This is a genomic window from Acidobacteriota bacterium, assembly GCA_030949985.1.
In the GTDB taxonomy this organism is placed as follows: domain Bacteria; phylum Acidobacteriota; class Polarisedimenticolia; order J045; family J045; genus JALTMS01.
In genome coordinates, this window is the sequence record JAUZRX010000063.1 from 40,919 (window position 1) to 61,308 (window position 20,390).

The following is a 20,390-nucleotide window of genomic DNA, read 5'->3' on the forward strand; positions in this document are numbered from 1 at the left end:
TCAGCCTCCTTCCGCGGGGCGATCCCCGGTATCTCCGGTGACCGGCGAAAGCGCTTCACACCGCTGTCGCACCCCGGCGACCTCCCGGGCGGACAAGCGCAGCAAGGCGCTGCCCCTCCGGGAATCGGGGCGGACGCCCGACAGCCGGCGGGCCAGGGACTCCAACGCGCTCCACTGCTCGCAGGCCGGACCGGCACGTCCCTGTTCGATCAGCACACGGGCCAGATCGAGGCGGGCGGCGAGAAAGTTGGGCTCGGTGTGGAGAGCGATCCGCAGATCGTCCTCCGCCGCGTGGAGTCGCCCCAGGTGAGCGCGCAACCGGGCCCGGTGTCGGCGGGCGAAGACGTCCTCCGGACGGCGAGCCAGGGCCGCGGACCAGCCCGCGAGAGCCCGCGCGCAGGCGCCCTGCTCCGGTAGCAGATCACGGCAGAGCCGTTCCTCCAGCTCCGCCCAGCGTACCCAGGCCAGGGGGTCGTACGGCCGCATCCGGCGAGCCAGAAGAGCTCTTTCCCGGCTGCTGTCGACGTGGGCGAGCCTTCCCACCGGTCTTTCCAGCATGGCCAGCGCGTAGCGTCCCGAGCGCGGCTCGAGCCGCAAGGCCCACTCCGGCCGCCCCGCCCGGAACGCCCGATCGGCGGCCCACGGCAGCACCTCGCCGGCCACCACGGCGAGGATCACCGCCAGTGCCACGGCCCGCCGCCGGGCGCACCCTTCGAAAACCCACCCGGAGCGGTCCCGGGCGACACCCGCCAGGCAAACCCCGGCCAGCAGACTCGCCACGACCCAGGTCGCCGGGCGTTCCGAGAAGAGGTCGTCCACCAGGCCATGAGCCAGCAGCGCGGAAACGGCGGCGAGGGCCGCGACCGGAGCGAGGCTCCCGGCGCGGCGGGCAGCGGCCCAGGCGCGGCACCAGCCCAGGCCCCCCAGAGCCAGCGCGATCAGGCCGGCGGGAAGCCCCAGCGCCAGCAGCAGCGCCAGCGGATCACTGTGAGGACCGCTGAAGGTGCGCGACCACCGGGCCACCGACCCAGGATCTTCGAAGCTCCACCGCGGAGCCAGGGGGCCGAAGCCCCCCGGGCCGAAACCCAGCCAGGGGCGATCGAACAGGGCTTCGAGGGCCGCGCGCCAGATGCGCGTTCGCGTCCACGCGTAGGGGTCGCCATAGCCCAGTCGCCAGACGACCACCGCAGCGCCGAAAACCAGGGCCACCACCACGACGGCGGTCACCGCGCGCCTCAGGCGGCGGCTCGAGGCGCAGGAGGCGAAGACTCCGCCGGCGGCGACCAGGGCCAGCAGACTGGCCCGCGAGCCGCCGGAGAGACCCGCGAAGACCAGCAGCAGGGCCAGGAGCGCCCGGCCACGGGAGACTCGTATGCCGGCACCGAGCAGGGCGGCGGCCCCAACGACCAGGAACGTGCCCAGGTGCCCGGGGTGGAGAAAGTCACCGGCCGGCCGCAGGGGGTTGGGTGTCCCGAGAGGCGGCGCCCGGGACGCCACCGCCACTCCCGCCGCCAGCAGGCCCTTCTGCACCAGCCAGAGGCCCGCTTCGAGACCCGCCGCGGCGGCGACGACGGTCAGGCAGATCCGTATCCAGTGGGGATTCTCCCGGGCCAGGAAAAACGAAAGGCCCAGAATCGCCCCCGCCGTGAGCAGGGAGAGCCAGCCGTCCCGCGCGGCCAGCGGAGCCGGTGCGCAGGCCGCGGCCAGGGCTGCCCACGCGCCCAGAACCAGCGCAGCGCCCCCCCCCCATGCCGGCCACCGGCCCCGCCCCTCCGGGGAACGGGCCAGCAACCAGGCCAGGACCGCGAAGGCCACCACCACGGCCCGCACCAGGCGCACCCCGGGCAGCGCGCCTCCCTCGCCGAAAGCCGAGATCAGGCAGACCAGGCTCAGGGCCACGGCGAGGGCCCCTACCAGGCCCGACCGGCGCAGACTCACGGCCACGACCAGCAGGATCAGGCCACCGACCAGGACAAGGGTGTCGTCCCACGGCTGCCAGGCCGGAGCCGACGCCGGGACGGAACCTTCACCGGGCGCCGGCACGCTCTCCGCCCCGATCAGCCCCTTCTCGTCGAAAGCCCGTTCGATGGCTTCGATCTGCCGCCGGATCGCCGAGGCCGCCGGATGCCGGATCGCCGCCAGTCGATAGGCCTCCCAGGCGGCGGAGACCTCTCCCCGCGCCAGGCGCCAGCGGGCCAGCAGGTGCCAGGGGGCCGGCGAGGCACTGTCGAGGCGCAGCGGCACCTGCAGCAGCCCTCCCAGGACAGCCAGGGAACGCCGGTCACCGGCGGCCAACAGCAGGTTACCCGCCGTTACGGTCCGGGAGGTGCTCCAGGGAGCGATTCGCGCGGCCCGCGCCGCGACCTCCGCGGCGGACACGGGGCGCTCCGCGGCCTCCAGCATCGCCCGATCCATCAGTCCGCGACTGGCGGTTTCCATCGACCACCATCCCCCCGCAGCCAGGAGCAGCACCAGGGCGATCGCGCGCGCCACGAAAGGGGCGGCCCCGGTCGGGGGACGGTCGCTCGCGCCAGGGCGGGCGAAGACCATGCCCGCCAGTATCGCCGCCGGCACCGCCACACCCGGCAGGTAAGCGGTGAAGTCCACCAGGTTGTGAACCACGAAGGCGAGCAGCGCGGCGAGCAGCCACAGGCCGTCGCCGGCCCCCGAGACCCCGCGCCAGCGGCGGAAGAAAAACACCGCTGCGGCGCAGAGCAGTGCCAGGGCGGGCCAGCCGCCCTCCGCGGCGATCTGCAGCCAGGAGTTGTGGGCGTACAGGGTCTCCGAATCGCCGGCCCGGCGGTAGCGTGGATAGAGCGCCCCGAAGGAACCCAGGCCGGTTCCCGTCACCGGCTGCGCCGTCGCCATCAGCACGGCACCTCGCCAGTTGCCCAGGCGCAATCGCAGGGGATTGTCCGGCCGGGAGAGATCCGCCACGTCGACCGGTCGCAGGGCGACCAGCGCCAGGGCCAGCACGACCGCCGCCGCACCGCCCAGCACCCGCCAGCGCGGGGCGACGCGCCGGCGAGTGACGACCAGGACGGCGGCCAGGCCCACGACCAGTCCCAGCCAGGCACCCAGCGAGGCGGTCAGCACCAGCCCGAGGAGGATCAGCGGCAGGCAGGCGATGACCAGCGGCCGGGAGGACCCGCGGTCCGCCAGGACAGCGACGGCGGCCAGTCCCGCCAGCACCAGCGCCCCGGCCAGGGCGGCGGGCACCACGTGGGTGCCGAACACCCGCCCGTGTTCGAGGCGCAGGATCATCTCGGCGGGCAGGCCGAGTCGCCGGGCCGCGGCCGCATCGAGGGCCATCAGTCCCAGACGCTGGGCCAGGGCCAGCAGCCCGAGACCCGCGCCGATCAGCGCCAGCACGAGCGGTACCTTCGCCCGGGCCGCCGCGCCGGCACCCCGGGCGGCCCAGAAAGCGGCGAGGGCCAGCACCCAACCGGCGACCACGCCGAGGCTGCGACCCGGAGCGAGGGAGACCGCGAAGTGAAAACCACCCAGCCCCACCACGCACAGGGCGGTGACGATCCCCGGGGCGGGGACAGCCACCCACAGCGCGGGAGCGAGAATCAGCGCCAGCAGAACGCCGGACAGGGGGTGAACCTCCGGCGGCAGTCCCAAGGCGATCCCGCCGGCCACGGCCACGAGAGCCGCCGGCCAGGTTCGGCGATCGACGCCCCTGGACGAGGTGTCGACAGGGCCATGACCTTCGGCCGTCATGGAGCGCCCTGCGCGTCGGGCCCCGTCCGATGGACCCGGTAGACAGTGAAGTACATCGGATCGGGCCCCCGGACGAACATCCCGTCAAAGCGGAACAGGCCGATCCGCTCGAGCGCCAGGCCGGGGATCTCCCGCCGCAGCGGCTCGGGCGCGATCTCCACCAGCACCTCCGGGGGATGGAGGGCGAGGTAACGATCGATCGCACCCTCCCTTTTGAAGGGTACGATTTCGGGAGTCGCCAACCCATTGAGATCGAGGATCCTGCGTCCCGAGAGCAGTCCCAGGGCCCCGATGTTCGGTGTGGCGATCACCGCGTCGAGGGGCGTTTCGGCGGCCAGACGCCGGGCCAGGGGGAAGACCACGGTCTGCATCGAGCGGCCGTAGGCCCGGGTCCGGGGCACCACGACGGTGGTGGCCAGCACCAGGTTGCCCGCCAGCGTCGCAGCCACCACGCCGCCCCACAGCCAGTTTCCCCGCACGCCATCCAGCCTCCGCGCCGCCGCCACCATCCCGGCCATGCCCACGGCCACCACCAGCGCGGTCAGGGGCAGCAGGTAGCGCGTGTAGACCCGGACGTGGCGTAGGGCATAGACCAGCAACAGCAGCACGGCGAACAGGAGCACGACGCGCACCAGGTCGCCGCGCCCCGGGGCGCGCTCCGAGCGCGCCTCGCCCTCCCCCGCCCAGAGCCACGCGGCGACCGGCAGGAACAGCAGGGCCGGCAGCTGGGTCGACGCGACAACCACCAGGACTCGAGCGGCGGCTTCGGAAGCCCCGATGTTCATCGCGCCCAGGCTGCCCTTGGCCGCCATGGTCGAGGGCAGCACGGTGCCCCAGGTCCGCAACGCGAAGACGCTCCAGGCCACGGCCACCAGTCCTCCCGCGAGCAGGTCCCCGGCCAGTCGGGACTCCCTGCCGCGGAAAGCCCGCCAGGCCTCCATGAGCACCACCGCGAAAGTGAACAGGGCCAGCTCGGGTCGCACCAACGGAGCGACGGCCAGCAGGAGGCTGCCCAGGCGATCGACGAGGCTGCCCCGCCCGGCCCGCACCCGGATCAGCGCCGCCCCGCACACCACGGCCACCGCCAGACCGGTCTCCATGCCGCTCCACAGCCAGCGCGCGGTCCAGGCATCGGCCGCCAGCGCGAGGCTGGTGGCCCACGCCGCCCGTACATCGCCGGCCAGGCATCCGGCGAGCCGGGATGCGCAGATGATGCCCACCACCCAGAAAAAAGCGGAGAGGAACTGGGCGACCCGCACTCCCCCGAAACCCACCTTGCCCAGCGACACCAGGGTCAGCAGCCAGGCTCCGGAAGAGGCGACGTCGACGTTCTGATGAGGGTTGAATCCCCAACCGCGGCCGGAGAGCACGTTGTCGACCACGCGCAGATAGATGAACAGGTCGTCCGGCTGAAAGTCGAGACAGGGCAAGGCGGCGACCACTGCCGCCAGGGCGGGGAGCATCGCCGCCCATCGGTGCGTGTGCTGCCCGCTGTCGATCACAAAGGTGAAGGCTCCCGCCGTGGACTGGATCTCCGCACGCTCATCCCGGAGACATCATACTCGCAGCGCGCCTTTTGGGAACCCGCCCTGCCGCCCAACACTGCGGATGCGACCCTGACACGGGGCGCCCCATGATCCTCCACCCGGAGCCGAGGATCAGTCGGGAGCGTTGAGAAAGCCCCCGTCGGCGAAAACGATGTCGTAATCGAACTCTCGAGCCGTCGCGCGGGATATGTTCTGAGGGCCGTCGACCCCGTCCCGGCCGTAGCTCTCGATCGTGTAATGGCTGCTGCCCGAGCTGTAGGCCAGGTCGTTTCCCCAGGCGTCGGTCGTCTCGACCCGCTTGTAGACCTGATCCGACAAGGCCGCCGACAACTCGGCTGCGGTAATGCCGTTGCGCGGGAATGCGCTGTGGTCGTTCGAGTAGGCCTCGACGGCCGTGCCGACGTTGCGGATGGTGGTCATGGTCTTGCGCTGGCGGCTCTTGTCGAGAGCAGACTGGAGATTGACTACCGCGATGGCGGCGATGATACCGATCACGGCGACGGTGACCAGCAGTTCGACGAGAGTGAACCCCAGCGCCTGCCCGTACCGCGCGCGGGGACCGAGAGAATCCCTGTCCTTCTCCATCTCCCTCCTCCTCCACGATCCTCCCCCGGCGAAAAGAAACCGGGGGCAGGCAGCGAGGCCCGCCCCCGGCCATCTCGCCCAAGGGCTACTGCTGCTGGCCTTCAGGCCACTGGACGAAGGCACCATCCTGGAAAATGATGTCATCGTCGAAGCTGGTGGTCTTACCGCCGGTGGCGGTGGTCTTGGTGCCGTCCTTTCCGTAGGACCGGACCGTGTAGTTGGCCCCTCCGGTGGCGGACTGGTACTTCAGGGCGTTGCTCCAGCCATCGTCATCCGGGCACTTCTTGATGTAGACCGGCTCGAGGTGGGTGTCGAGATTCCCGTTGACATCCGACTCGGTGGTGATGGTGGGGTAACGGTTGTTGTCCACCGAGTAGGCCTCGACAGCCGTGCCGACACTGCGCATATCGGCCATGGTCCGCTTCTGACGACCACGGTCGATGGCGTTGAGCAGGTTCGGGATGGCGATCGCGGCGATAATGCCGATGATGGCCACCACGATCAGCAACTCGATGAGGGTGAATCCACGTTCGTTCCGACGCATGCTTTTGTTTCCTCCCTTAAAGCCTTAAGGTTTTCCGGACACTGTCTCCAAGCAATCTCGGTGCCAGAAAGGCCACTGTCCAGCATTTCGTTTAACTCCAATAGATACTTAAAGTTACATGGCCGCCCGCGGCCACCTCGCCCCTTCCCTCGCCCGGACTGACATTCTGTGGCAAGTGGGGGTGACAATCCATGTCATTTCTTCCCCGCCGGGCCCGCTCCCACCAGGCCGGCCTCTTCGCGGGTGGATGAGCCCGCCGGACGCGCCGTCAGGCCGAACTTCTTCGCGAAGTAGCGGAACGAGCGAAACGTCATGCCCAGCCGCCGGGCCGCCTTCGTCTGGACGCCACCGGCCTGTTCGAGAGCCTGCTGCATGAAAACCCTGCGCTGCTCGTCGAGATAGCTTTCGAGGTCGAAGTCTTCGGGCATCGTTCCCGCTCCGGCCACCGGCAGTCCCGAACCGCCCCTGATTTCCACGGGAAGCAGATCCTCGCGCAGTTCACCCCCACTCGACAGGGCGACCATGCGCTCGAGAACATTCTCGAGTTCCCGAACATTGCCCGGCCACGAGTAGCGGGAGAAAGCCGCGATCACCGCCGGTTCGACGGCCAGGTCTCTTCGCCCCAGCCGCTCGCCCTGCCGCAGCAGGAAGGCGGCGACCAGCTCGGGGATGTCTTCCGCCCGCTCCCGCAACGGCGGGACCTCGACCCGAATCACGTTGATCCTGTAGTAGAGGTCCTCCCGGAAGCGCCCCTCCCGGACCAGTGTGTCGAGATCCCGGTGAGTCGCAGCCAGGATACGGACGTCGATGGGAATCTCCTCGGAGCCGCCGACCCGCCGGATCCGGCGATCTTGCAGCACGCGCAGCAGCTTGACCTGCATCTGGGCCGGCATGTCGCCGATCTCGTCGAGGAAGAGAGTCCCGCCCTCGGCGGCCTCCACCAGGCCGCGCCGAGCCCGGTCCGCCCCCGTAAACGCCCCCTTGACGTGCCCGAAGAGTTCGGACTCCAGCAGGCTCGCGGGAATCGCCCCGCAATTGATGCCGATGAAGGGATGCTCCCGGCGGGGCGAGGCCTGATGGATCGCCCGGGCGACGACCTCCTTGCCGCTTCCGGACTCACCGGTGATCAGAACCGTACTCTCGGTCGCGGCGATCCGGCCCACCACATCCCGCAGTTCCTGGGTCCGTCCGCAACTCCCGATCAGGCGCCCCTCGAGTTGCAGCCGGCTGCGCAGGCGACGGTTTTCCGCGCTCAGTCGGGCATGCCCCAGGGCCCGCCGCACGTGGAGTTGCATCTCCTCCACGTTGAAGGGCTTTTCGAGGTAGTTCACAGCCCCGTGCCGCATCGCCTCGATCGCCGTCTCCTTCGAGCCATAGGCCGTGATCACCATCGAAGGCGTCTCGGGCCGGGCCTCGCGAATCCGCCTCAGCAGCGCCAGGCCATCCATACCCGGCATGGAAAGGTCGGTGATGACCAGGTCGATATCTTCGGTCTCGAAGACCTCCAGGGCCTTCTCGGCGGAGGAAGCGCAAAGCACCCTGTGCCCGTCGGAGCGCAGGGCGGCGCGCAGCACCTCACGGATTCCTGCCTCGTCATCGACGACCAGAATCAGCGACATCAGCGTTCCCCCCCCGGGGCCTCTGCCGCGGCGGCTGCGGCCACCGGAACCTGGGCAGCGGGCAGAATCAGGCGTATCTCGGTCCCGCGGCCCGGCTGGGAGACCACCTGCACCCGGCCTCCCTGCTCCTCGATGATGCGATAGACGATCGCCGCACCCAGCCCCGCTCCCGTCTCGAAGCGCCCCTGGAAGGGCTGGAAGATGGCCTTCAAGGTGGCGTCATCCATGCCGTGCCCCTCGTCGCGGAAAGAGACCTGCACCTCGTCGCCGCCGTGGCCCTCGACCCGGATCCACAGGGTGCCCCCGTCGGGCATCGCCTTCAGGGCGTTGGAGGCCAGGTTCCAGAAGACCTGGCGCATGCTGTCGGGGTCGACGAGCGCCCGTGCGCAGCCGGGCCCGGCGATCACCTCGACCCGGTGGCCGGGGTGCAACTCCGGGCTCTTGCGCAGCAGCCTGCCGAGCTGTTCCATCATCTCGACCAGGTCGCAGGGCCGGGGGTCGTGCCCCCCCGGGCGGGCGAACTTGAGAAAGTCTCGAATGATGCGATCGAGGCGGTCCGACTCGCGCAGCACGACCTCCCGCAACCTCCCGGCTTCTTCTTCGTCGCTGTTCCCGCTGGAGAGAACCTGCACCGAACCGCAGATCGCGGCGAGGGGATTGCGCAGCTCGTGCGCCATGCCGGCAGCCATCTCGCCCAGGGCCGCCATCCTCTCACGGGTACGCACCTGCTGCTCGAGAGAGGCGATCTCGGTCAGGTCCTGGAACACGATCAACCAGCCCTGGTGCTCACCCTCCGGCCCCCGCAAGTAGGACACGCTGAAGCCGAGAAACAGGCGTTGTCCGTCCGCCGGACGCCGCCAGTCCCGCTCGAAACGAAAGCGACGCCCGGCGGCCAGGTGCTGGCCGGCACCCTGGGGGAACGACTCGGGCAGGTCGAAAACCTCGGCTGCCCGCCGCCGACGAAGCTGAACCGGGTCGGCCCGCAGAATTTCCAGCCCCGCCCGATTGATGAACGAGATCCGGCCATCGGGCTCGGTCGTCATCAGCCCGGTGCCGATGGAAGCGACGATGTCGGCGTGCAGAGCGCGCAACGCGATCAAGTCCTGGCGCTGCTCTTCGAGCTCTTCCCCCTGCCGCTCGAGGCGGTCGGCCAGCACCCCCCCCAGGGCTCCCAGGGCGGCAAAGGCGACGAGGTGAGAGACCGCCAGATAGAGCGCCCGCCCCGGCGGCAATTCCGTGGGCGGCAGATGCCAGGACGACCACGCCAGGAGCAGGGCGTAGAAGCCGCCCAGGATGCCCGCCGTGTAGACCCCGCCCCGCAGCCCCGCGAGAGCCGCGGCCATCATCACCGGAACCGCCAGCAGGAAAGACAGCGGCGAAAGTCCGCCCCCCGTGGCGACCAGGAAGCCGAAAACCAGCAGGGCGTCGCCGCAAACCTGAACCACCACCATCGGCGGACCGCCACCGAGGAAGCGATCGAGCAGGGCGTAGGTCAACACGGCGGCGTAGGCACAGCCGGACAGCAGGTAGAAGGGGGTCAGGGAGCGACCGGGGTTGAAAAGAACCTCGATCACCACCGAAGCCAGCAGGAGGCTCGTCACGGCCACCGCCCGTGCGACGTTCAGTCGTCTCAGGCTTCGCCGCCGGGGATCCACCTTACCCTACCTCCTGCCTGCCCTACGGGCCCCACCCAGCCGGCGTCTATCGCGCCACGGCAACCCCGAACGCGGTCAGCCGATCTTTCCGATGAGGCTGAACATCGGCATGTACATCGAAATCACGATGCCGCCGATGATGGTTCCGAGAAACACGATCATGATCGGCTCGAGCAGGGACAGCAGGTTCTGGGTCGCCTCGTCCACCTCGTCTTCGTAGAAGTCGGCGATCTTGCTCAACATCGTGTCCATCGCGCCTGTCTGCTCTCCGACAGCGATCATCTGCACGACCATGTCGGGAAAGACCCGGGTCTCCCGCAGCGGTTCGGAAACCGTCTTACCTTCCTCGACGCTCCTCCGCACCTCGTAGATCGCATCCTCCACGATAGCGTTTCCGGAGGTTCGCGCGCAGATATCGAGGCCGTCGAGAATCGGCACGCCGGAGGAGGTCAGAGTCGAGAGCGTGCGGCAGAAACGAGAGACCGCGATCTTTCGCAGCAACATGCCGATCACGGGAATCTTCAGCAGCATCATGTCGATGACATGCCGCCCCTTGTCGGTCTTGTAGTACTGCTTGATGCCGAATCCGAGTCCAACCATGCCGCCGATCATCAGCCACCACCAGCGGCGGAGGAAATGACTCAGCGCGATGGTCAGCCGCGTGGGCATCGGCAGTTCCGCGCCCAGCCCGGTGAAGAGATCGGCGAAAACCGGGATCACGAAGGTCAGGATGACCCAGACCACGACTCCCGCGATGGCCAGTACCGCCACCGGGTAGATCAGCGCGCCCCGCACCGCCGCCTTGAGCTTGACGATCTTTTCGATGTAGACCGAAAGGCGCTGGAGAATCGTGTCCAGAATACCGCCGGTCTCTCCCGCGGCGACCATGTTCGAGTAGAGGTCGTCGAAGACCCGCGGATGCTTGCGCATGGCATCGGCCAGCGTGGAGCCGGCTTCGACATCGGCCCGCACGGCGTTGAGCACGCCCTGAAAGACCTTGTTCGGCTGCTGTCCGGCCAGGATCTCGAGGCACTGCACGAGCGGCAGACCCGCGTCGATCATCACTGAAAACTGGCGCGTGAAAACCGACAGCTCCTTCTGCTTGACGCCGCCGCGCAGTCGCGGCAAGGCGATCTCACGACCTTTTTCGGTGACCGAGGAAACGATGACGCCCTGGCGCCGGAGAGCTGCTACGGCCTCGTCCCGGGTCTTTGCATCGACCGTGCCTTCCCGGGCCTCACCTGTGCGCGTGCGACCCTTGTAGACGAAAGTAGCCATTGTGAATCTCTCCTCCTATCTCCGGCCCCGTACGGGGGCTCCGCCGCCGAGTGCTCCAACGCCGCGGTTGATCATTTCCTGCAGTTCCTCCGGGTTGTGCGAAACATCGAGGGCGACCTGCATCGAGATCTGGCGACGGAAATAGAGCGTGGCGAGAGATTGGTTGAAGGTTTGCATGCCGTGCTGGGCCTGCCCGGTCTGCATCATGGAGTAGATCTGGTGGACCTTGTCTTCCCGGATCAAGTTCCTGATCGCGGAATTCGGCACGAGGATCTCCATCGCCAGCACCCGTGCGCGTCCGTTGACGTGCGGCAGCAGCGACTGACAGAGGATGCCTTCGAGCACGAGGGAAAGCTGGGACCGAACCTGCGGCTGCTGATTGGCGGGAAAGACGTCGATAATGCGATTGATCGTCTGCGAAGCCGAATTGGTGTGCAGGGTCGCGAAGGTCAGGTGTCCCGTCTCGGCGATGCGCAGCGCGCACTCGATCGTCTCCAGGTCACGCATCTCACCGATCAGAACCACGTCCGGATCTTGCCGCAGCACGGACCGCAACGCGTTGGGAAAGGACTTGGTATCCGCTCCCAGTTCGCGCTGGTTGACCAGGCAGCGCTTGTGGGAGTGCAGGTACTCGACAGGATCCTCGATGGTGACGATATGGGCCTGGCGCTCCCGGTTGATCTTGTCGATCATCGCCGCCAGGGTCGTACTCTTACCCGATCCGGTGGGTCCGGTGACGAGCACCAGCCCGCGGGGCCGGTCGGCAAGGGTCGCGATGACCTCCGGCAGGCCGAGTTCCTGGAAGGACTTGATCTCCCAGGGGATCGTGCGGAAGGCCGCCGCCACGGCGCCTCGCTGGAGGAAGACATTGGCCCGGAAACGAGCCAGGCCTTTCATCCCGAAGGAAAAGTCCAGTTCCAGGTTGTCCTCGAAACGGTGCTTCTGCTGGTCGGTCATCACCGAGTAGACGAGGGCCTTGGTCTCGGCGGCATTGAGGGCCGGCATCTGCAAGGGTACGAGCAGGCCGTGAATCCGGATCTGGGGCGGCGAATTGGTCGTGATGTGGAGATCGGTACCCCCCTGTTCGACCATCGTCTTGAGCAACTGCTGCAGCGATACAGCCACCTTCGTCTCCTCACTCCCCCGGGGCCCGGGGCACGCCGTACGCCATCAGAACACCGTCTCCCGGACGACCTCATCGATCGTGGTCATGCCTGCCGCGATTTTTCGCAGGCCCGAACGACGGAGGGTGATCATGCCTTCCTCAACCGCCTGGCGCTTGAGTTCCAGCGCGCTGCATCCGGTGAGGATCATTTCGCGAATCTCCTCCGAGACTTCCAGAACCTCGAAGAGTCCGACCCGTCCCTTGTAGCCCGTGTTGTTGCAGGTCGGGCAACCGCGTCCCTTCAGCGGCGTGCAGGTCTCGGCCTCCTCCGGGGTGAACCCGATGTCGATCAGCGCCTGGGGCGGGATCTGCTGCTCCTGTCGGCAGTCCTTGCAGACCCGCCGCACGAGGCGCTGAGCACAGATCAGGTTGACGCTCGTAGCCACGAGGAAGGGCTCGATGCCCATGTTCATCAGGCGATTGATCGTCGAGGGCGCATCGTTGGTATGCAGGGTCGAGAGCACGAGATGGCCGGTCAGGGCGGCCTTGACCGCGATTTCGGCGGTTTCGAAGTCACGGATCTCACCGATCAGGATGATGTCGGGGTCTTGCCGCAGAAAGGATCGCAGGGCCTCGGCGAAGGTCAGGCCGATCTGCTCCTTGGTCTGGACCTGGTTGATCCCGTGGAGATTGAACTCCACCGGATCTTCCGCCGTCATGATGTTGGTCTCGGGCTTGTTGATTCTGCTGATCGAGGAATAGAGAGTGTTCGTCTTACCGGACCCGGTGGGCCCGGTCACCAGGACCATGCCCCAGGGCTTGAGGATCGCCCGCTCGAAGGCCTCGAAAGACTCGTCCTCGAACCCCAGCTTGGTCAGGTCGAGACAGAGATTTTCCTTGTCCAGCAGACGAAGCACGACCTTTTCGCCGAAGAGCGTGGGGACGCAGGAGACACGGTAGTCCATCTCGCGCGTCCGGTCGTCGAGCTTCATCTTGATCTTGATTCGACCGTCCTGGGGCAGTCGACGCTCGGCGATATCGAGCTTGGACATGATCTTGATGCGGCTGATGATCGCGTCTTTCAGCTTGGCCGGGGGATGCATGTATTCGTGGAGCACGCCGTCGATGCGGAAACGGACGCGGAAGTCCTTCTCGTAACTCTCCACGTGGATGTCCGAAACCCCCTTGTGGATCGCATCGACCAGGATGCGGTTGACGATCTTGACCACCGGCGCGTCGGCGCTGAGGTTCTCGAGGCTCGAAGCGTCGATCTCGTCCTCGTCGGCCATCAGCTCGACGTCTTCTTCGTCGGGCCCGGTCAACTCGAACTCTTCGTCGGCCTCGTTGGTTTCGAAGAGGTCCAGGCGCTTTTCTTCGTAGGAATGCTCGATCGCCTCGCGCAGGGCGAACTCGCTGGCCAGTACAGGCTCCACCTCGCATCCCGTCCTGAAACGGATGTCATCGAGGGCCACCACGTTGGTCGGATCCGCCATGGCGAGGGTCAGGATGTTGCCCGTCTTGTGTACCGGGAAGACCAGGTAGCGCCCGGCGATGTCTTCCGGGATCAGGTCGAGCAGGTCACGGTCGACGTGGGGAAAGAGGCTCCGCAGGTCGATGGCCGGGATGCCGTACTGCTCAGAGAGGAGGTGGACGAGATCTTCCTCGCTCACCGCGCCGGTCTGAACCAGGTGGTAACCCAGCTTACCCCCCTCGGCCTTCTGGCGTTCAAGGGCTTCAGCCAGGGCCTCCCGGGTTAACAGCCCTTCGCTGAGCAGCAGATCTCCGATGCGATCCGACATCCGCAACCGGCTCCTTTGCGGCCGCGCGGCGCGCGCGCCCGGTCACCGGCGACACCCCTGCCGCCAGGCAACACCTTCGGGAAGCTCCGGAGTCAAACTTGTGTGCCGGTCGGGAAAGGGTCAAGGCGGGAATGGCGGGGATCTCGCGGAATCGGGAGACAGCGGGGCGGGGCGCTCGACTTTCGCCGACTATGCGCCCCGCGCTTTCCGGCGCGCGAGGAACTCCTCCATGAAACGGGTGGAGAAATCGCCGTCCCGGAACCCGGGTTCCGCCACCAGCTCCTTGAGCAGGGGCAGATTGGTCGTGATGCCTTCGATCACGAAGAAGTCCAGGGCCCGGCCAAGGCGGGAGAGCGCCTCGTCGCGATCCCGGCCGCGCACGATCAGCTTGGCGATCATCGAGTCGTAGTGCGGCGAGACCTGGTAGCCGGCGTAGGCCGCGGTATCGATGCGGACTCCAGGCCCCCCGGGAGGATGGAAGGTCGTAATCGGCCCGGGACAGGGGCGGAAGGTCCAGGGGTCCTCCGCCGTCACCCGGGCTTCGATGCTCCACCCGCGAGGCTCGAGATCGTCCTGGCCATAGCCCAGGGGCTCCCCGGCCGCGATACGGATCTGCTCCTTGAGAAGATCGAGACCGGCGACGTTCTCCGTCACGGGGTGTTCGACCTGGATCCGCGTGTTCATCTCCATGAAATAGAACGAACGGTCTTCGTCGAGCAGGAATTCCACGGTACCCGCGTTCTGGTATTCCACCGCCCGGGCGGCCTGCACCGCGGCACGCCCCATCTCGACCCGCAGGGCCTCGTCGAGCGCCGGAGAGGGGGCCTCCTCGATCACCTTCTGGTGGCGCCGCTGGAGCGAGCACTCCCGTTCGAAGAGGTGAACGATATTCCCGTGCAGGTCCCCGAGGATCTGGAACTCGATGTGGCGCGGCCGGACGATGAATTTCTCGAGATACAGCTCTCCCGAACCGAAGCCGGCCAGAGCCTCGGACCGACAGGTCTCGACGGCGCTTTCCAGGTCCTCCGGCCTTTCGACGACCCGCATCCCCCGACCGCCGCCCCCGGCCGCCGCCTTGACGATCACCGGATAGCCGATTGCCTTGGCCAGCTCCGCCGCCTCCTCGAAAGACTCGAGGGTTCCCCGGCTGCCGGGAATCACGGGCACACCGGCGCTGATCATCGCGGCCCGTGCCGCGGCCTTGTCGCCCATCTGCCGAATCGTCGCCGCCTGGGGTCCGATGAAGCTCAGGCCGCACTCGGCGCAAATCTCGGCGAAGTGCGGATTCTCGGCGAGAAAGCCATAGCCGGGGTGGATCGCATCGGCACCGGTGATCTCGGCAGCCGAGATGATGGCCCCGATGTTGAGGTAAGAGTCGGTCGACCGGGCAGGACCGATACACACGTCCTCGTCGGCGAAACGGACGTGGAGCGAATCCTGGTCGGCGTCGCTGTGCACCGCCACGGTGCGAATGCCCAGTTCCTTGCAGGCCCAAATGATCCGCAGCGCAATCTCGCCGCGGTTGGCGATGAGTATCTTCTCGAACATGGTCGTCGTTCAGTTCGGACGGATGCGGAAAAGAACCTCGCCATACTCCACCGGCTGGGCGTTTTCCGGCACGATCTCGACCACCGTCCCCGCTGTCTCGGCCTCGATCTCGTTCATCAGCTTCATCGCTTCGATGATGCACAGCGTCTGCCCCGGCGTGACACTGTCACCCACCTTGACATAGGGCTCGGCCTCCGGGCTCGGCGCCCGGTAGAAGGTGCCCACCATCGGCGCTTTCTGTTCGACCAGGCCGTCGTCGACACCGGTACCTTCCGCTTTCTCGGGCGAAACCGGCAGCGGCGGCGCAGGCGGAGCCGGAGGAGGCGCCGGTGCCGTCGGCTGGGCGGGGCTCACACCGGTGAGCACCGGCTGATCCTTGACCACCCGCAGGCGAAAGCCCTCCATTCGCAGCTCGAACTCGTGAAACCCGGCGTTGCGCACAAAACGAAGCAGGTCCTTGATCTCGCGCGGCTCCAACTCTTCCTCCGCTTTCTCCCTCCACCCGATTCCCGTCGGGTGGCAAGGCCAGGAAAAAGGCACCCGGTGTCAGGGTGCCGCGGGGATTGTGGCCGAGCGATTCGAGCGGGTCAACCCGGGCCTGAGGCTGCGGCGGGCCCGAGACGGTCGGCGAGGCGACCGGCGAGGACCCGGCCCGCCAGCCTCATACGTCCCAGATAGGGTTCCGGGCCCGCATCGAGAACCAGCACCAGCCCCACCGAGGGGACCCGGCGCAGCACGGCGATCCCGCCGCTACCGGTGACGATCACCTCCTCGCTGTCACCGATCCGGGCCGCGCGCAGAAGACCGGCCGCCGCCGCCATCCCTCCCAGGGCCTCGGCGCCCAGCTCTTCCAGGTCGCCGTCCAGGGCGGGATCGAAGCAGGCTCCGTCGACGAGTACGCCGTCCAGGTCGACCAGCACGGCACGGCGAACGCCCGGGCACAGGCGGGCGGCGTCAGCCAGCAGCGAAGCCAGCTCCCCCCCTGTCATCGTCGTCACCATGGGCCGGGCCCCGTCACGTCACTGGGTGCCGCAGCTCGTCGCCGTCTCCACCGGCACCTGCCCACGAGCCGTCATCGGTTCGCCGCTGGCATCCTCGCCGCGGAAGACCAGGTCGATCCTCCCGCGCTCACCGAGACTGAAGAACCCGGCCGCGATATCCGTGGCCAGCACCGTGGTCAGCTCCTGGCTCGCCGTGCCCCCGGCAGGGACGGTGATGGTCACCGATTCGCTGCGGTCGGGCGGCGCGCTCCCATCGAGGATGTAGTTGATGTCGACCGACGAAAAGATCACGTCGTTCCAGGCACCGCCGGCCTGCCCCCGCAGACGTGAGTCGAAGTTGATGGTCTGCGTCACGGAAGAATAGACCGTGGTTTCCTTGGTCCCGTCGCCATCCAGATCGACCAGCTCGCCGTCCACGTCGACGCAGGCAGTGAGCGGATTGACGCTGGATACGGTCACGACGTTCTCCGACACGCCCGGATCGTCCGTCGCGTTGTTGCAGGCCACCGCCGTCAGCACGACCACCAGGCCCAAAGCCGCCAGCGGCGACCAGACTCTCAGCTTTTCCATCATGGTGCCCGTCTCCATCCTCAAGAGGCCTTGATGATCCGCGGCGTGATGAAAATCAGCAGCTCGCGGTTGCGCGTCTGAATATTCTTCGAGCGGAACAGCCAGCCGAGTCCCGGCAGCTTGCGGAACCAGGGAACGCCCGTTTCACTCCGCCCCTCGTTGACCGTGAAGATACCGCCGATCACGGTCGTTCCGCCGTCTCCGATCAGGACCTTGGTCGTCGCCCGTTGGGTGTTGATGGCAGGCACTTCGCCAACGGTGTTGACGAAGTCCGGCGAGTTGTTCTCGACCTCGATCTCCAGCACCACTGTTCCCTCGGCCGTGATCTGGGGCGTGACCTCGAGCCGCAGCGAAGCCGAGACGAAGCGCACGTCGATCTCCGTGGCCGTGGTGCTGACCACCGGGATGCGCACACCCTGCTCGATCTCCGCCATCTCGTTGTTCTGAGTGGCGATCTTCGGGCTCGACAGCCGTCGGGCGTAGCCTTCGGTCTCGAGAGCGTCGAGAGTGATGTCCAGCGTCACCGAATCCAGCACGTTGCCGAAGGAGAACCCGAGGGCCGAGGCCGCGGGGTTACGTGCCAGGTTCAGGTCGAAGGCCCCGGCGGCCCGATGTGGAAACTGAAGGTTGGTCTGCGTTCCATTCCCCGGATCCGCCGCAGCGAAGAGACCCCAGCGAACGCCCAGATCTTTGACGAAGTCCCGGGAGACCTCGACGATGCGGGCCTCGATCATGACCTGGGGGGTCTCGGCGTCGAGGGTCGTGAGCAGCTTGTCGATCGCCTCGACACGGGTGGGAATGTCACGAATGATCAGGGTATTGGTCCGCTCATCGACGATCACCCGGCCCTTGCGGCTGAGAATGCCGTCCCGCACCACGGCCTGGACCTCCTTGGCCTTGGCGTAGGAGAGGGTCCGCGTGATGGTGACCGGCGGAACTTCAAGCTCCTTGGCCTCGAACAGGGCCTTGCGCGCCGCCGATTCCTGGGCGAGCTTGGAGATCGGCGCAATCCGGATCACGTTGCCCTCGAGCACCATGTCCAGGCCGTTGTTCTTGAGAATCAGGTCGAGGGCCTGGTCCCAGGGGACATCGTCGACAACGATGGTCACGACCCCCGACACGGCGGGATCCAGGACGAAGTTGAGCCCGGAGATGTCATGGAAGAGGCTGAAGACCTGCTTGATGTCGGCGTCGATGAGCTGCAGCGAGACTTTGCGCCCGCTGTAGACCCTGCGTGCGTCCTCGATGGTCTTGGCCTCGGTATCCGGCAGGGGCACGACCTCGGCCCGACCGGTTTCGACCGGCAACGAGACGGTGTCGTGGCGCGGGGCCTCGACCCGGGTCGCCAGGCCCGCGGCCTCCTCCACCACCTGGGCGATCTCGGGCTCCTGCCAGGCCGTAGCCGGCGGCGGGGCGGCGGGAAGGCCGGAAGTCGGAGCCGGTTTGGCCACCGGCTCGGTCAGGGATGGGGTCGCCGGTGATTCCGGCACCGTCCCGGTGGCCGGCTCCGGAACTTCCATCGCCTCGCCGCCCCCGGGGGCCGGCGCGGCAGGCTCGGCGACAGGAGACGCAGGAGCCTCCAGGCGGACTTCCCGGGGAGCGGGTACCGTCTCCGCTGCGATCGCCATTTCCACCGGGGTTCCCGGCTCCGCATCACTCGCGGTCGCGTACATCGCCGGATCGGGTTCCGCCCGCGGCGGCTCCGGCACCACGGGCGCCGGCGCCACGGCGCTCGCCAGCGACGCCTCCGGCTCCCCGGAAGACCCGGGAGCCTCCGAGGGCTGGGCCTGAGTCATCGGCAGAGGGTCGCCCCCCTGGGGACTCACGCGAATCAACAGGTGCGTACCTTCGCGGACGACACTCCACTCCATCGGCTCGAGCAGGTCGAGGACCACCCTCGCCATGGGCGTGGGATCTTCCTGGTACTGGCCCACGCGGACCCGCACCAGGGTGTCACTTCCGACCTCGAGGCGCTGGCCGGCCTGGGGAGCCACCACGCCGGGCAGATCGAAGACGATCCGATCCGGTCCCGTCAGCGTGAAGACCTGGTAGGCCAGGGCGCCGTCGGCCTCGAGCCACACCTCGTACATGCCGCCCGAAGTCGGTTCGCTCACCGTCACTTCGCTCAGGCGAGCCGCTGGTGCCAGGCCTTCCGGCACCGGTTCCGATGCCAGCAGAGGCGGGCGATCGTCGTAGGCGTCACCGCTCATGCCCATCACGGCCGGTGCCGCAAAGGCGATGGCGATCGTCAATGCCAGGAACCAACTGGTATGGCCCCGGAGGTAGCCCCTCCTCATGCTTCATCCTCCTCGACGAGATCCTCGTCCGACGGGTAGAGCCTCTTGATCACGTCCCGATATGGCTTGATCCGGCGCGGATCGTCCACATTCTGGCGAAAGACCACGACACCCCGGTCGGGATCGATGGAAAGCACGCGGCCGTCGTAGACCACGTCCCCGACGCGCAGCGTGTAGCCGCGATTGTCACTGCCGCTGAACAGGGCCGCCGGATAGCCCCTGGCATCGATCACGATGCCCTTGAGGTCGATCTCCGAGACCAGCATGCCGGCGATGCCCTTGGGCCGCTTACCCGTCGCAGCCGTCGGCGTCGCGCGGACCAGTGGTTCGAAGGGATCGCGACGGCCGGCGGGATCGTAGGTGAAGTGCCGTCCGGTAATCACGGACTCGCTGTCCCGCTCGATGCGATCCATCATCGCGTCGTGGCCCTCCCCGGGAGCCGTGGATGGCTGGCCGAAGGCGGAGACCACGGCCAGAGCGGCCAGTCCAAAAGTCACCAGCGCTGTTGCCCGGCGGATCATCACGGAGCACCTCCTTCGGCAGCCGCGGCATCCTCGCGGAAGATGAAGGTCTTGGCGACGAACGAGGCCGCGATGGTCGCGGTTCGTACCGAGCGGTTGGTATTGGGGGTGATGCGCACGTTCTCGACGTTGATGATGCGCGCGTGCTTGCTGACCCGGTCGAAGAACATGCCCAGCTGGTGGTAGGTGCCCACCACGTTCATCCGAATCGGCTGCTCCTTGAGCAGCTCCTGTTCCTGCAGCGGCTGGGGATTGAACAAACGCAGATCCAGGTTGGCCTGATCGGCGAGGGACTTGATCCACTTGAGCAGATCACCCAGTTCGGGTTCGGTGGGCAGGATCGCCTTGAGGTCGGCAAGCTTGAGTTCCAGCGCGGCGATATCACGCTCCAACTCGTCGAGCTTGGCCAGTGCCAGCTTGCCCTGGCGGATCTTGGCCTGCGTGTCCTCGATCCTGGTGGTCAGGTCCTCGATCTTCGCCTTCTTGGCCGACAGATTGGCCGGGGCCATGGAGTAGCTCAGCCAGATCAAGACGCCGCCGACGACGGCAGCCAGGATCAGGTGACCCCACCAGGGCATGTTCTTGAAGTCCATCG

Annotated in this window: 16 protein-coding genes; all 16 read right to left on the reverse strand. The window is 67.4% G+C overall.

The window, feature by feature from the left end; translation table 11 throughout:
* Complete coding sequence (locus Q9Q40_12935) at nucleotides 1-3,726, reverse strand: O-antigen ligase family protein (GenBank protein ID MDQ7008126.1); 3,726 nt, start codon at nucleotides 3,724-3,726, stop codon at nucleotides 1-3.
* On the reverse strand, nucleotides 3,723-5,228 hold the full coding sequence (locus Q9Q40_12940; protein MDQ7008127.1) for a hypothetical protein: 1,506 nt from the start codon (nucleotides 5,226-5,228) through the stop codon (nucleotides 3,723-3,725). Before Q9Q40_12940 ends, Q9Q40_12935 begins: the two co-directional genes overlap by 4 nt.
* Before the next feature lie 156 nt (nucleotides 5,229-5,384).
* Complete coding sequence (locus Q9Q40_12945; protein MDQ7008128.1) at nucleotides 5,385-5,858, reverse strand: type II secretion system protein GspG; 474 nt, start codon at nucleotides 5,856-5,858, stop codon at nucleotides 5,385-5,387.
* 85 nt (nucleotides 5,859-5,943) lie between these two features.
* The gene (locus Q9Q40_12950; protein ID MDQ7008129.1) at nucleotides 5,944-6,402 is read right to left on the reverse strand and encodes a type II secretion system protein GspG; all 459 of its coding nucleotides are present in this window, start codon (nucleotides 6,400-6,402) and stop codon (nucleotides 5,944-5,946) included.
* 194 nt (nucleotides 6,403-6,596) lie between these two features.
* Nucleotides 6,597-8,021 carry a sigma-54 dependent transcriptional regulator gene (locus Q9Q40_12955; protein ID MDQ7008130.1) on the reverse strand — a complete coding sequence of 475 codons (1,425 nt, stop codon included), beginning with the start codon at nucleotides 8,019-8,021 and terminating at the stop codon, nucleotides 6,597-6,599.
* On the reverse strand, nucleotides 8,021-9,676 hold the full coding sequence (locus Q9Q40_12960) for an ATP-binding protein (GenBank protein MDQ7008131.1): 1,656 nt from the start codon (nucleotides 9,674-9,676) through the stop codon (nucleotides 8,021-8,023). Before Q9Q40_12960 ends, Q9Q40_12955 begins: the two co-directional genes overlap by 1 nt.
* 75 nt (nucleotides 9,677-9,751) lie before the next feature.
* Nucleotides 9,752-10,954 carry a type II secretion system F family protein gene (locus tag Q9Q40_12965; GenBank protein ID MDQ7008132.1) on the reverse strand — a complete coding sequence of 401 codons (1,203 nt, stop codon included), beginning with the start codon at nucleotides 10,952-10,954 and terminating at the stop codon, nucleotides 9,752-9,754.
* Nucleotides 10,955-10,969: 15 nt separating this feature from the next.
* The gene (locus Q9Q40_12970) at nucleotides 10,970-12,079 is read right to left on the reverse strand and encodes a type IV pilus twitching motility protein PilT (GenBank protein MDQ7008133.1); all 1,110 of its coding nucleotides are present in this window, start codon (nucleotides 12,077-12,079) and stop codon (nucleotides 10,970-10,972) included.
* 45 nt (nucleotides 12,080-12,124) lie between these two features.
* On the reverse strand, nucleotides 12,125-13,858 hold the full coding sequence (pilB, locus tag Q9Q40_12975; protein MDQ7008134.1) for a type IV-A pilus assembly ATPase PilB: 1,734 nt from the start codon (nucleotides 13,856-13,858) through the stop codon (nucleotides 12,125-12,127).
* Between the two features lie 189 nt (nucleotides 13,859-14,047).
* Nucleotides 14,048-15,406 carry an acetyl-CoA carboxylase biotin carboxylase subunit gene (gene accC, locus Q9Q40_12980; GenBank protein MDQ7008135.1) on the reverse strand — a complete coding sequence of 453 codons (1,359 nt, stop codon included), beginning with the start codon at nucleotides 15,404-15,406 and terminating at the stop codon, nucleotides 14,048-14,050.
* Between the two features lie 9 nt (nucleotides 15,407-15,415).
* Nucleotides 15,416-15,883 (reverse strand): acetyl-CoA carboxylase biotin carboxyl carrier protein, encoded by a 468-nt coding sequence (accB, locus tag Q9Q40_12985; GenBank protein ID MDQ7008136.1) that lies wholly within the window; start codon nucleotides 15,881-15,883, stop codon nucleotides 15,416-15,418.
* Between the two features lie 110 nt (nucleotides 15,884-15,993).
* Entirely contained in the window at nucleotides 15,994-16,395 is a 402-nt protein-coding gene (locus tag Q9Q40_12990; protein ID MDQ7008137.1) for a hypothetical protein, read from the reverse strand.
* 30 nt (nucleotides 16,396-16,425) lie between these two features.
* A complete protein-coding gene (locus Q9Q40_12995; GenBank protein MDQ7008138.1) occupies nucleotides 16,426-16,980 on the reverse strand; it encodes a hypothetical protein in 555 nt (184 codons plus the stop codon).
* Nucleotides 16,981-16,997: 17 nt separating this feature from the next.
* Nucleotides 16,998-19,274: a type IV pilus secretin PilQ gene (gene pilQ / locus Q9Q40_13000; GenBank protein ID MDQ7008139.1), complete on the reverse strand. Its 2,277-nt coding sequence runs from the start codon at nucleotides 19,272-19,274 to the stop codon at nucleotides 16,998-17,000.
* The gene (locus Q9Q40_13005; protein MDQ7008140.1) at nucleotides 19,271-19,795 is read right to left on the reverse strand and encodes a hypothetical protein; all 525 of its coding nucleotides are present in this window, start codon (nucleotides 19,793-19,795) and stop codon (nucleotides 19,271-19,273) included. Before Q9Q40_13005 ends, pilQ begins: the two co-directional genes overlap by 4 nt.
* On the reverse strand, nucleotides 19,795-20,388 hold the full coding sequence (gene pilO, locus Q9Q40_13010; protein MDQ7008141.1) for a type 4a pilus biogenesis protein PilO: 594 nt from the start codon (nucleotides 20,386-20,388) through the stop codon (nucleotides 19,795-19,797). Before pilO ends, Q9Q40_13005 begins: the two co-directional genes overlap by 1 nt.
* Nucleotides 20,389-20,390: the final 2 nt, after the last annotated feature.

What these genes read in the sequence shown, in the direction of transcription:
- Q9Q40_12945 (MDQ7008128.1), bottom strand. Translation starts at nt 5,858, where the DNA reads ATGGAGAAGGACAGGGATTCTCTCGGTCCCCGCGCGCGGTACGGGCAG.
- Q9Q40_12955 (MDQ7008130.1), bottom strand. Translation starts at nt 8,021, where the DNA reads ATGTCGCTGATTCTGGTCGTCGATGACGAGGCAGGAATCCGTGAGGTG.
- pilB (MDQ7008134.1), bottom strand. Translation starts at nt 13,858, where the DNA reads ATGTCGGATCGCATCGGAGATCTGCTGCTCAGCGAAGGGCTGTTAACC.
- pilQ (MDQ7008139.1), bottom strand. Translation starts at nt 19,274, where the DNA reads ATGAGGAGGGGCTACCTCCGGGGCCATACCAGTTGGTTCCTGGCATTG.
- Q9Q40_12950 (MDQ7008129.1), bottom strand. Translation starts at nt 6,402, where the DNA reads ATGCGTCGGAACGAACGTGGATTCACCCTCATCGAGTTGCTGATCGTG.
- pilO (MDQ7008141.1), bottom strand. Translation starts at nt 20,388, where the DNA reads ATGGACTTCAAGAACATGCCCTGGTGGGGTCACCTGATCCTGGCTGCC.
- Q9Q40_12990 (MDQ7008137.1), bottom strand. Translation starts at nt 16,395, where the DNA reads ATGACAGGGGGGGAGCTGGCTTCGCTGCTGGCTGACGCCGCCCGCCTG.
- Q9Q40_12965 (MDQ7008132.1), bottom strand. Translation starts at nt 10,954, where the DNA reads ATGGCTACTTTCGTCTACAAGGGTCGCACGCGCACAGGTGAGGCCCGG.
- Q9Q40_13005 (MDQ7008140.1), bottom strand. Translation starts at nt 19,795, where the DNA reads ATGATCCGCCGGGCAACAGCGCTGGTGACTTTTGGACTGGCCGCTCTG.
- Q9Q40_12995 (MDQ7008138.1), bottom strand. Translation starts at nt 16,980, where the DNA reads ATGATGGAAAAGCTGAGAGTCTGGTCGCCGCTGGCGGCTTTGGGCCTG.
- accC (MDQ7008135.1), bottom strand. Translation starts at nt 15,406, where the DNA reads ATGTTCGAGAAGATACTCATCGCCAACCGCGGCGAGATTGCGCTGCGG.
- Q9Q40_12935 (MDQ7008126.1), bottom strand. Translation starts at nt 3,726, where the DNA reads ATGACGGCCGAAGGTCATGGCCCTGTCGACACCTCGTCCAGGGGCGTC.